The sequence below is a fragment of the Brumimicrobium mesophilum genome (assembly GCF_003025005.1).
GTDB classification, from domain to species: Bacteria; Bacteroidota; Bacteroidia; order Flavobacteriales_D; family Crocinitomicaceae; genus Brumimicrobium; species Brumimicrobium mesophilum.
This window is the reverse complement of sequence record NZ_PVSS01000009.1, coordinates 138343-151301: the sequence shown is the minus strand read 5'-3', so window position 1 is coordinate 151301 and position 12959 is coordinate 138343. Positions and strand designations below refer to the sequence as shown.

10 protein-coding genes are annotated in these 12959 nt (G+C 33.5%); 6 read left to right on the top strand and 4 right to left on the bottom strand.

Annotated elements, in window-relative coordinates; all coding sequences use genetic code 11:
* Window position 1 precedes the first annotated feature (1 nt).
* A complete protein-coding gene (locus C6368_RS10890; protein WP_107039229.1) occupies window positions 2-517 on the bottom strand; it encodes a KdsC family phosphatase in 516 nt (171 codons plus the stop codon).
* Window positions 517-1287, bottom strand: a complete 771-nt coding sequence (locus C6368_RS10885; RefSeq protein ID WP_107039228.1) for a Rossmann-like and DUF2520 domain-containing protein — start codon at window positions 1285-1287, stop codon at window positions 517-519. Before C6368_RS10885 ends, C6368_RS10890 begins: the two co-directional genes overlap by 1 nt.
* Before the next feature lie 104 nt (window positions 1288-1391).
* Here C6368_RS10885 and ccsA point away from each other — a divergent pair, with 104 nt between their 5' ends.
* From ccsA to C6368_RS10855, 6 genes are all read left to right on the top strand, one after another.
* Entirely contained in the window at window positions 1392-4688 is a 3297-nt protein-coding gene (gene ccsA / locus C6368_RS10880) for a cytochrome c biogenesis protein (RefSeq protein ID WP_107039227.1), read from the top strand.
* Between the two features lie 7 nt (window positions 4689-4695).
* The gene (locus C6368_RS10875) at window positions 4696-5172 is read left to right on the top strand and encodes a glutathione peroxidase (RefSeq protein WP_107039226.1); all 477 of its coding nucleotides are present in this window, start codon (window positions 4696-4698) and stop codon (window positions 5170-5172) included.
* Window positions 5165-5887 (top strand): bacillithiol biosynthesis deacetylase BshB1, encoded by a 723-nt coding sequence (gene bshB1 / locus C6368_RS10870; protein ID WP_107039225.1) that lies wholly within the window; start codon window positions 5165-5167, stop codon window positions 5885-5887. Before C6368_RS10875 ends, bshB1 begins: the two co-directional genes overlap by 8 nt.
* Window positions 5888-5948: 61 nt before the next feature.
* Window positions 5949-7091 (top strand): glycosyltransferase family 4 protein, encoded by a 1143-nt coding sequence (locus tag C6368_RS10865; protein WP_107039224.1) that lies wholly within the window; start codon window positions 5949-5951, stop codon window positions 7089-7091.
* A 136-nt stretch (window positions 7092-7227) separates the two neighbouring features.
* Window positions 7228-8073 (top strand): class I SAM-dependent methyltransferase, encoded by an 846-nt coding sequence (locus C6368_RS10860; protein WP_107039223.1) that lies wholly within the window; start codon window positions 7228-7230, stop codon window positions 8071-8073.
* A gap of 301 nt (window positions 8074-8374) precedes the next feature.
* Complete coding sequence (locus C6368_RS10855; protein WP_107039222.1) at window positions 8375-10114, top strand: T9SS type A sorting domain-containing protein; 1740 nt, start codon at window positions 8375-8377, stop codon at window positions 10112-10114.
* A 239-nt stretch (window positions 10115-10353) separates the two neighbouring features.
* Here the strand turns inward: C6368_RS10855 and C6368_RS10850 are convergent, their stop codons facing one another.
* Together C6368_RS10850 and C6368_RS10845 are read right to left on the bottom strand one after the other, a co-directional pair.
* Entirely contained in the window at window positions 10354-11235 is an 882-nt protein-coding gene (locus tag C6368_RS10850; protein WP_234369126.1) for a polymorphic toxin type 23 domain-containing protein, read from the bottom strand.
* 36 nt (window positions 11236-11271) lie between these two features.
* Entirely contained in the window at window positions 11272-12666 is a 1395-nt protein-coding gene (locus C6368_RS10845; protein ID WP_107039220.1) for a right-handed parallel beta-helix repeat-containing protein, read from the bottom strand.
* Window positions 12667-12959 lie beyond the last annotated feature (293 nt).

Here is a 12959-nt window from a genome sequence, read left to right as displayed (position 1 = left end):
ATTACCATTCATGAGCTTCTGCACTAAACCAGTTTCCTTGAACACGTAAGGTTTGTTCTATGACATCTCTCACGCAATTGTTTCCACCCTTACAAGGAGATTGATAATGAGATATATTCTTGATTTCAATTGCAGCATCTTGAGGACAGGCTGCAACACCTACTTTTTGCATTACTTTGTAATCAGGGATGTCATCACCCATGTAAAGCACTTCTTTGTCTTCAAAACCATATTTGGATTTTAAGTCATTATAAACATTTACTTTGTTTTTCGCTTTTAGAATTACCTCCTTTGCTCCACCTGATAAAAGTCTGTCTTTCACAGCATTCGAATTGCCTCCACTTATGATGAAAATGTCATATCCCATTTTTGAAGCATACTGAAGTGCATATCCGTCTTTTGAATTTAGTGATCTAACAATTTCATTAGTAAGAAGACTCACATTTCCATCTGTTAAAACACCGTCTACATCAAATATGAAAGTGGTAATTGCTGATAAGCTTATTTTGTAACTCATTATTTATTAATTTCTTTATCGATTAGTTCGCTGAACAAGCGGTATAATTGTTTTGTTTGTGGGTTCTGAATAGAATTGATATGTTTTTCTATAATGTTTGTATCTCCTCTTGCGGCAGGCCCTGTTTGAGCTTCAATTGGAGAAAGCGTGTTTAGTTTTTCAACAGTTTCTTTAATTAAAGGTTTGAGTAAGTCAAAATCTAAATTGTGTTCGTTTAAATGTTGTTGGGCTAAATGGTAAAGGAAATTCGTGAAATTATTTACCAAAACTGCTCCAATATGTGTGTTGTATCTATCTTGAGAATTGGCAATAATCACTTTTGAGCTTAAAGTTTCTCCTAGAGCTTTTAAATCGTTTTGAAATTCGATTTCGTTTGCTTCAATTAAAAAAGGGACCTTCGAAATGTCTATGCTTTTGTTTTGACTAAATGTTTGTAGTGGATAAAAAACTCCTAAATATTTTTTAGTTGGTAAATCTTCTATTCTGATACTTCCTGACGTGTAGGCAATTTTTATATTTGAAGGAAGTTGTGAAATTACTTCTGAGATTGCAAAATCAGCAACACAAACCATGGCTAAACAATCGTTTGGAAACGTGTTTAAAGATTTTAAAACATTAGTTTCTAAGGTCTTGGATAGTTTTTGAGCTTTTGTAAAGTCTCGTCCCCAAACATATTTTATTAGATGTCCATTTTTCTTTAAATGAAGACCTAGATGATGAGCAACCTTGCCTGTACCAATAATTACAATATGTTCCTGTTTTTTGGTCATTCGTTCCTTTGTATCAAACGTTGAATTGGCTCAAAATTAACATTAAAATGCTTACTATATCAGGAAAGCTTTCGTAGATTTGTCGGGTAAAATAGGAAAATACAATGTTAGATAAAATTATAAGGGGAATTTTCTCTATGAAAATGATGACCGTCAGTATGGTGATCTTCGCAGTAGCAATAGCTAGAGCAACATTTATAGAGTCTGATTTCGGTACGCCAGCCTCGAAAATCGCTATATACAACGCAACATGGTTTGAAATTCTTTTGCTTCACCTTTGTGCCTGTTTAATCGTAAATATTTTTAAGTATAAAATGTTCCAAAAAGGAAAATTGGCTACTTTATCTTTTCACCTTTCTTTTCTTCTGATAATTGTTGGCGCAGCTCTAACAAGATATGTTGGTTTTGAAGGTCAAATGAGAATTGGGGAAGGTGAAACTACTAATATTTTGTATAGTTCAACTCCATATTTAACACTCAAGTCAAATGATTTAGTGAATCAATACACGCACAACGAAAAACGTTGGTTATCGGAAGGAGTTGAAAACCCTTTTGATTTTGACTTTCAATTACCGAATCAACCTAAGATTAACGTAGAATATGTTTCTTATAAAGAGGGGATGATAGATTCGCTAGTTGAAGATCCTGAAAACGGAAACAATGCTATCGAACTAATTATTCGTGGAGAAAGTAAGTTTCTTTTTGAAGGTAGTGAAGATGTAATTGGAGGATTAAATTTCTCATTTGAAAATGAAAACCCTTCTCAACCGGGTGTTACAATTACTGAAGAAGGAGGGATGTTGTATATTCTTTCGAATCAACCTTATCAAAGAGTAGATATGTCTATGCTTTCGAAGGAAGATCGAATGACAAATAACATATCACCAGAAGCCATAACTGAGATTCAATCAGACACTCTAGTACCTTTTTATCCGAATCAACTTTATATGTTGGGAGCTGAAAGTTTAGTGTTTAAGGATTTTAGGAAGAATGTTTCAATGAAGAAAATGAAATCTCCTGAAAAAGATGGCGGATTTGACTTCTTAACATTACGACTTTCTACAGATTCTGAAACTAAAGAAGTGGTTGTTGAAGGAAGTTCAAATCATATTCTTCAAGAACAATATATTCAATTTGCAGGCCTTAATTTTGAAATTGGATATGGTGCTAAGCCAATTGAATTACCTTTCGCTATTAAATGTAGGGAATTCCAATTGCATAAATATCCAGGTTCTACGATGGCCAGTTCATTTGCGTCAGAAGTTACAGTTGTAGATTCGGCTAGAGGTGTAAATCACGAACAAAGAATTTTCATGAATAACGTGATGGATTATCATGGATATAGATTTTTCCAATCAAGTTATTTTCCAGATGAATCAGGAACAGTTTTGAGTGTAAATTATGATTGGTGGGGAACGATGGTCACCTACATTGCATATCTAATTATGACAATAGGAATGATTATGTCATTGTTTAATAAGGTAGGTAGAATGAAGGAATTGAATGGTTTGATTAAAAAATCTAGAGAAAATAGGTCTAAAATGTTGAAAACTATCACTTTGTTAATTGGTGTAGGATTAGGTGGATTTTCTTACGCTCATGGAGACGACACTACTCATACACATGAAGATGAACATGTTCATGTAGAGTCTCATGACCATAACAGTCATGCAGGTCACGACCACGCCCATGGCGAGCATGATCACTCTTCTCATTCCACTGTGGTGCCACGAAAGGTTGAAATCAATTACTTGAGTATAGAAGATGCACAGAAACTGGATGATTTATTGGTTCAGGATTATGATGGTAGAATTATTCCTTTTCACACCATGGCGGATAAGTTGTTACGAAAAATTCATCGCGGAGATAAATTCGGAGAATTAAACGCTGTTCAAACCCTAATTGCAATGCATTTATATGGCCCTGATGCATGGCATGATGTTGAAATTGCATTCGTGTCAAACAAGATACGAGATGAGTTAGGCACAGGAAAGTATGTTTCCATAAAAGGAATGGAAGATGAAAACGGAATCTTCAAATGGATGGATGAATATGAAATTGCGCATGGTAAATCTGATGGACAGAAAAATGAGTTTGATAAAAAGTTAATTAAACTTGGTGAGCGGTATACGATTTTGAAAGAAATTTTTCAATTTAAACACCTTAGAATAGTCCCTATACCGGGTGATGATAATGGTAAATGGATATGGCCTTTTGCAATGGAGTTAAGAGAGAAAGATCAAAAAGCAAATACCCTAGCGATGAATCTACTAACAAATCTCTTTGCTGTTTCTCAAAAGGAAGCTAAGTTTTCAGATGCGCAACAATATTTAGTTCCATTAAAGGAATATCAGTGGGAAGAATTAAGGGTTTATGAAAATGAAAACCCTCATTTAGATAAATTGACTCAGAGGCATGTCGATGTTGAAATAGCTTATAATAAATTTAAGGTATTTGATAAAATTCAATCATTTTATTTCTTATTTGGTTTCTTAATGTTGATTCTGTTCTTCTTTAGAACTTTGGTTACTCCAACGCTGAAAAGTGAATCAATTATAAAGAAAATTAATTATGTTTTCTTAGCAGGTGTTATTCTTGTTTTTATAGGTCACGGTTCTGGATTGGCTATGCGTTGGTATATTTCAGGGCATGCTCCTTGGAGTAATGGTTATGAAGCAGTAATTTTTATTGCTTGGTCTACTATTTTGGCTGGTTTGTTCTTCGTAAAAAAGAATCCAGCTGTAATTGCCGCGACTACTTTACTTGGTGCCTTTATGTTGTTTGTAACAGAATTAAACCTGCTAGATCCTGAAATCACACCGCTTCAACCTGTTTTAAAATCTTATTGGTTAATGATTCACGTAGCTATTATTACTTCCTCTTATGGATTTTTGGGTATTTCAATGATCTTAGGATTGGTGAATATGATTTTATATCTTTTAAAGAATAAAAAGAATAAGAAACGCCTTCAAATGAATATCATCGAAATCACATCTGTTTCTGAAATGGTAATGATTATTGGTTTGTTTATGTTAACCATAGGAACGTTCTTGGGAGGAGTTTGGGCTAACGAATCTTGGGGTAGATATTGGGGTTGGGATCCAAAAGAAACTTGGGCACTTGTTTCAATTTTGGTTTATGCCATCATTATTCACTTCCGTTTTATTCCTGCTCTAAGCAGTAAATTCCTTTTCAATGTTTTGAGTTTGTGGGGATTCTCTGCAATTCTCTTTACATTCTTTGGTGTAAACTTTATTTTAGTAGGTCTGCATTCATACGCGCAAGGTGATGGTGTCGCTGAATGGCCAACATCTGTATTTGTAGCCATTGGAGCATTTGGAACCTTTACTTTACTAGCAACAGTAAAGTATTTAATGGACGCTAAAAAAAAATCAAAATAATAAAACTATGAAATTATACGATTTTAAAGTAGATGGTATTAATGGTGAGTCTTTTGACTTGAGTCAGTTAAAAGGTAAAAAAGTTATGATCGTAAACACAGCTTCAGAATGTGGGTTAACTCCTCAATATGAACAATTGCAATCACTTTTTGAATCTACTTCAAACGATAATTTCATGATAATAGGTTTTCCTTCAAATGATTTTGGAGCTCAAGAACCGGGAAGTAATGATGAAGTGGCGTCTTTTTGTCAGAAAAATTACGGAGTATCATTTCCGATGATGTCGAAAGTGTCTGTAAAAGGAGATGATCAACATCCTCTTTATGCTTGGTTGCTGGAGGAAAGTAAGAAGAAAGGAGGTGCAGAAGAAGTTGCTTGGAATTTTCATAAATTCCTAATTAATGTAGAAGGTGAATTTGTTAAGGATGTTCACCCAAAAACGCTACCTAATACAAACGAAATAACAGATTGGATCAATGGTTAAAAAAGTAGAAATATTAGCCTTTGGTGCTCATCCTGATGATGTAGAATTAGCAGCCGGAGGTACTATAATTAAAAGTGTTCAACAAGGAAAGAAAGTGGCCATTGTTGATTTGACTCAGGGAGAATTGGGTTCTCGAGGAACAATTCAAACACGTTATAATGAAGCTGAAAATGCAGCTAAAATTATGGGTGTTGCCCACAGAGAAAATTTGAAATTGGCTGATGGCTTTTTTGAAGAATCAGAAGATAGTTTATTAAAACTAATTACGGCAATTCGCAAATATCAACCCGAAATAGTGTTTGCTAACGCTCCATCTGATCGTCATCCTGATCATGGTAGAGGTAGTGATTTAATTTCTAGAGCTTGCTTCCTTTCCGGATTATTGAAAATAGAAACGAAAATAGAGGGAGAGAAGCAATTACATTGGCGACCGAAAGTTGTTTATCATTATATACAAGATAGGTATTTAACTCCTAGCTTTATTGTTGATGTTTCCGAGCAAAGAGATCTAAAATTTAAAGCAATTTTAGCATATGAAACTCAATTCTTTCATTCAGATATGTCAGGACCCAAAACACCTATTTCTGGTCAAGACTTTTTAGACGCTCTGGAGGCTAGACTTGTTCAGTATGGACGTGATATTGGAACAAAATACGGTGAGGGATTTATCTCGGAAAGACCCGTGGGAATAAATGATATTTCAGATTTTCTTTAAATTTAAATAAATTGACTTTATCTTCATCCTCGAAAAAGAACAATAACCTTTGTTTACAGGTATGAAGTCAGATAAAAAAGTACTGTTTTTAGCAAGTTGGTATCCGAGTGATGAAAATTCAACGCTGGGTAATTTTGTTCAGAAACATGCTGAGTTAGCAAATGAAATCGCTTATGTTGATGTGCTCTATGCCGTAAATTCTAATGCTGTGAAACGCATTACTGTAGTTGATGAGGTTATAAATAATCTACGCACAGTAATAGTATATTATCCTACAGTAAAATCTGAGTTGCCCGGATTATCGTCAGTTATTAAACGTAATTCGTTCTTAAATGCTTTGAGAGAGGGTTTTAAGTATTTGAATTCTAAATATGATCTAGTTCATTTAAACGCTGTTTTTCCTGCTGGGATTTTTGCAAGATGGTTGAAAAAAAAGCATCATATTCCATATGTTGTTACTGTGCATTGGACAGGTTTTTTAGAATGTCATAACGTATATTCATCTTTGCCATTCTATTTGAAAAATACTTTTAAAAGAATTTTTAATGCTGCTCAACAAGTTTTTCCTGTCTCCGATCATCTAGGTAAAGCCCTGATAAACCTCGGTTTGACTGAAGAGTATTCTGTTTTAAACAATGTGGTGAAATCTAAATATTTTTACCCTGAAAAGAAAAAATCAAATTCTAATTCCATTCCTCGTTTCTTACATATTTCAACTTTTGATGATAGCCACAAGAACGTAACAGGAATGTTAAGGGTGTTTAGTAAACTTAAGATTGATTTTCAACTTCATATCATAACCGAAGGAGATGAATTGGACGTTTGGAAGGTAATTACATTTTTTAATATCCCTCATGAGAAATGTATCGTGGAGAGCAAATTAAAGGTGGAGGAAATAGGGGAGGCCATGAGAAAATCGGACTGTTTTGTTCTTTTTAGTAACTATGAAACATTTTCTATCGTTTTGGCCGAAGCTTGGATGTCAGGATTGCCTGTAATCTATAGTCAATGTGGAGGACTTACTGAAATAACTAATTCAAATATAGGTATTCAAATAAAATCTAAAGATGAGGTGGGCCTTTTGAAAGCATTAGAAAATTTCAATGTAAGTAAATATAATCCAGATTTGATAAGTGATTTTTCAAATCAATTTTCTGAAGGAGCTATTAAAAAACAACTTGATAAAGTTTATAGGACATTTTAATCTGAAATCTAATAATAGTTTGCTGATCAGATCATGTTTCATTTAAGTATATTTTGTTCATCTAACAGTAGCAGATGCAATTAAATAGAATTAACTTTGCGTTCATTATTTTAGAAGCCTTAAAAAGTATAACATTATGATCAAGAGTATTTATAGATTTTTATCTCCGAAGTTTCAGACTTTATTTTCAGATTATAAGGTAGATATGAAACCAAGATATGGTCATGGAAAACCTCCACATAAAGAATTGTATTCCATTATCAATGAAAATAGAAATTTATATAAGGATTTTTTGAGTGAGGCGCTACGGTATAAAGATAATATTCAAAATATTAAAAAAACAGGTGAAGATTCTGATGTCAACAATCCAACTTGGAATAATGGATTTTTACCAGGTTTAGATATTGTGGGTATTTATTCAATGATGGCCATTAATAATCCAAAAAAGTATATTGAAGTAGGTTCAGGAAATTCAACAAAGGTTGCTTTTAAGGCTAAAAAGGAGAATGATTTGGATACGGAAATAATCTCAATCGATCCAATGCCACGTGCGGAGATTGATCATTTGGCTGATACTGTAATTAGAAAGCCCTTTGAAGAAATTGATTACAACACAATTCTGGCTTTAGAAGAAAATGATATCCTATTTATTGATAATTCACATAGAATTTTACCCAATTCTGATTCAATGGTGTTTTACATGGAGATTCTACCAAAATTAAAGAAGGGTGTAATTGTTCATATTCATGATATTTATTTACCATATGATTATCCTCAATTTATGTGTGATCGTTTTTATACGGAGCAATATGGTCTAGCTATGTTTATGTTAGCTAATCCTGAAAAATACAATACTATTCTGCCTAATTATTTTATATCGGAAGACAAGGAGTTAAGCGAAATGATAAAGCCTTTTTGGGATCATGCTAACTTGAAAGGTGTTGAAACGCATGGAGGTTCTTTTTGGTTGAAAATTATGTAAACCTTCCTTTACTGAAAAGAATCTAAAGGTTTTCATTGTTTGAATGTTGATTCTAGATTATGTTTTACGCATCGTATTTATTAGGTTTTTTAGAAAAGTTGAATTTGTATTCTGGGCTTTCAGTCTTTGATTAAACTATAAATTGCTGATGATTTGATGTATTGTTATTTAATAATTTGTTAATGTTTGCAGTAGAGATAAGAAGTATTTAAAATTAAATTATGGATTTATTCATTTTTTATCCATCAATTATTGTGTAAAAAGTTTATTTTTGAAGGTAAATCAAAAAAAACACGATAATATGAAAAAAACATTACTTTTAGGAGTAGCCTTACTATTTACTATGGCTATCAATGCCCAAGTAATTTTCTCTGGAATTAGTCCAGCGGCAATTCAAGGGAACTACGGAATGACTTATGGTGAACCAGGAAGTTCTTGGGGTAATCCAGATCTTGGAATTCCAGCTAATTCAGTTGAAGATGAATTAGCGCTTTATGAAACTGATTCAACGGCATGTACAGCAGCCACAAATGCTGCAGCTTTAGCAGGTAAAATCGCAGTAGTTTACAGAGCTGATTGTGAATTTGGTGATAAAGTTATGAATGCAGAGGCTGCAGGAGCAATTGCTTGTGTAATCATTAATAATGTTCCAGGAGCACCAATTTCTATGGGAGCTGGTGTTAACGGTCCTAGCGTTGGGATTCCAGCTGTTATGATTTCAGATGTTGACGGAGCAACTTTAGTTGCTGAAATGCAAAATGGTCCTGTGACTGTTTTTATCGGAAATAAACTAGGTTATTTTTCAAACGATTTAGGGTTGAAAATTTCTAGTATTTTACGTCCAACTTATTCTTCAATTCCTTCTGCAATTGCAACTGATGGGACTGAATATCAAGTTGATGTTGAAGCTTATGGTTTCAACTATGGTAGTTTAGATCAAACAGATGTAACTTTGAACGCAATCATTACTTTGAATGGATCAGAGGTTTATAATGAAACTTCAGCTCCAGTTTCAATTGATTCTGGTGATAGTGCATTGTTTTCTTTACCATCTTTTGCTCCAGCTACTTGGACTGAAGGGTACTATTCTTTAGAGTATTACGTAACTAGTGATGTTTCAGATGATTATGACTTTGACAATACTTTAGAGTCAGATTTCGTAATTAGTGATTCAAAATTAGCTTATGCTAATATTGATGAGACAACAATGATGCCTTCAGAATTGAGCGGATTGAGACCTATAGACGCAAGTGGTAATGCTATTCCTCACTTCTCTTCTTGTATTACTTTTCAGGATGAAAATGCTAGTCGTTTAGCCCCTCAGAGTATTTCTTTCTCTGCATCAAAAGCTACTTCAGCAACTGATCCATCATTAATTGGTGAAGAATTATTAATTCAAGTTTATACTTGGGATGATGTATTTGTTGATTTAAACGATCCTGGATTTACAAATCCTATTGGAAGTTATGCTGAAATTATGCTTGGTGATTATGAGTATACAGCAGATATTCCTGGAGAGGTTGTTACGGCTTCATTTGACAATAATGACATCGTTGCTTTACAAGATAACCAACGTTACCTTTTCTGTGTAAATACTTTTAATGCTGAATTGTACTTCGGTCACGATGCTTCAAGAGATTATACTTATAACCGTGATTATTATGTTCAACCATTATTCCCGATTGAAGCTAACCCAGGTTCTTTCAATCCAAATGGATTCGGTCCTGAGACAGTTCCTGGAGTAACGGTTTCATTTATTGATGCAAATACAGTTAATTTGAAAAATGAGAAATTAGCAATCAAAATGAATGCTTATCCTTCTCCTGCTTCTGATATCTTAAACGTAGATTTCAATAGTAATGAAGTAAATAAAGTAGAATTGATAAACATGATGGGACAAACAGTTGTTTCTCAAAATGTTTCTAACAATGTTGAAACAACTACAATGGATGTTGCAGGTGTTGAAAACGGAGTTTATATCGTTAAGGTATACTTGGATAACAACATGACTCATACAATGCAAGTTGTTGTAAATCACTAATAAGATTTAAAGAGTTTTATAGAAAGGGCGACATTTATGTCGCCCTTTTTACTTTGCTGATGTTTACTGAAAAATAGTGAGATTCCATTTGAAAAGGGCCTTGATAAAATTTGTAGCAGTTCTTTTTACGCCAATATGCTATCAGATTAACCGATTAGGGGCGAGGGCGTTATTGTTTTAATATTGTAGCAGGAATTTAATCAGTAGATTAAAAACTTTTATAAACTCCATTTCTTATTTTAATAACTAAAGCTTCTATTTAAGCCAAACTGCATGAAGAATTTTGCTGGAGCTGCCTCTTCCTTATAATGAACAGGAAAACCTTCGGAATTAAGCATAGGGTAATTGACATTTGGTTTACGCCAACGCATAGGAACGAATTTTTTATCATGCATAAACCTGTTTTGTAAACCATGTCGAATACGTTCACTGTCAATTCCTACAAGAGCGGATACATGATTTCCATAATTAATTTGGTGGTCAAAACCTAAGCTAAGTATTCCATGGCTTGTCTTGCCATAATGTGTAGCACTTAAGTCTTTATAACCTAGTACGTAAATGCTGTCTTGGGTGTTTTGTAATCTTGTTCCCCTTGTATCACCTGTCCATAATTGTGTATTAAGACTAAAATTATATAAATCGTCGTGGTAGCTCGCACTCGCGTGACTTGTTCGGTACATATCGCGGCCAGAACCTGCAAAAAGATCATTCTCAATATACAAACTGATTTGATGAATGTGAAAACCAAATCCACCAGAACGTTGAGAAGAACCAGCATTGTCAATATACCAAAGGTAATTATAAGCTAAGGCATAGTTGTGTTCAGATTGATGATTTAGGCCATCGTATATAAGTTGAGGTCTACTATTTTCTCCTCCTGAAAGAATAACAATACCTGTATTGATCCTTTGAGTTAAATACTTTTTTCTACCGCCAAAGTGGGTAGCATTGAAGCGTAAGTGATTTCCGAAATTAAGTTGTGCAAAATTATACTTATAATACCCTTGAACTTTTAAGCCAATTTGATTAATGTGAGTGCCCAAATCGGCGGTTAATGCAACTTGAATTCCCCATTGATCATCGTTCCATTTTTGAGCGTTAAGAGGTGAAGTGCTTAACAAAATTAGAACGAGTATAAAATAGGGGTGGAATCTCATTTAATCTAACTCGTATGGTCCGATGTCGAGTACTCCAGCTCTTGGTTTACCTAAAATGTCTACCCCAGAAATAGGAAAAAATAGAGGATTGGCAGCATCTTTACACAATGAATTGCTTTTAATAATATATTCTTTATCGATAATACTTTCAAATAAGGGGTCAGTATTCCATACATTATCAATAAATCCTGAATTTGTGGGTACAGTTAATTGCTTTATAAAATTAGTATTGTAGTCTATATCAATAGATACCGCTCCATTATTTGTAATTGTATCATAACCAATTTGAAAGTCACCACCTCCATATATAATTGAATTGTAGAAAGAGCCTTCATTAACATCACCAATATAAGTTATGTTATCTTCTCTAGTGAAATAATTTTTAATGGCTACTGCAGGTTGGTTTCCTTCAGAACCATAGCTTAAAAATTGGGAATGTCTGAAATTATGGCCTCCACCTTCTAATAGAAAGTATGCATAAATTCCGTTATCATAAACATTTAAGTTTTCTCCATAAACCATTCCACCAGAATAATTGAAAATTCCATAGCTGGCATGATTTGAAATTTCCGTTTCACTTAAGGTAACTGTATATCCAGAATTTGAAGGGTCATTTCCGAAAACATGAACTCCTGCTGTACCATTCTTTATTATTGCATGTTTAATATAGCTCTCTCTTGCCTGATTAAAATATATCCCATAATATTGACCTTTAACATCTTCGTAGAATGCTTCTAAACGATCACCTTCAAAAACTACTTTGTTATCAAAAGTTCCATCGACTTCTAATGTTCCTTTATTTACAAATAGGATTGCCCCTTTGTGTAGATGAACGTTAGTTCCAGCCTGGATTTTTAACGTTTTCGCGGAATCAATCAGAGCAAAATCGTAAATGACATGAGGTTTGTCATTAGGCCAAACTCCTTCATTTAAATCTTTGTAATGAAAATAAGCATCTTGTCCCCAAGCAGCAAGTTGTACACTTTGCATTTTTCCATTGGTCTCAAATTCTACAACATCTTCAATTATGAAGGGGTCAAGAAATCCATTTTCTCCTAAGGTTACTTCCACAAACATGAATAAACTGTCGTCTGCAGGGATTATGATGTCATTAAAGGTAGTTCCGGAAAGACCGTCTAAATTAATTCGGTAGGGAGAAGATTCTCCTCCAACTAACACTACACTATTTACTTTTACGGGCTGCCCTGAAGTATTGTAGATTTTTAACCTCTGAGTTGTTGATCCAATAGTAGTGAAAACGGTGTCAAAAAGTACTGTGTCAGCTGAAAAAGAAAGGTTATCCTTAGAGAATAAAATATCTTTTTTGCAACTTGTTAAGTAAGAAGCAGTCCAAGCTAAAAGTATAAATGGTAAAATATATAGAATCTTTTTCAAGTTATTAAAGTTTTAATCCGTCGAAAATCGGAAAAGTTGCTGCTAAGTTAACGAATTAATATTGGTTTTATTTTTTGAAATTTGGAACAAATAGTTCATAAGTGTTCTTTCTAAATCATGCATGAGTATAGTAGATTATAATATAAAGACAATATTTTGTGTTCCTTTTAAACCCAAATAATTATATTTATAAAATATAGTGATTAGAAACTTTTTATTACTCAGTATTTAAACTATATTTGGCGAGAGAAATTTATTATTGAAATAATTTGCACTAAGGTTGTGTGGATTTG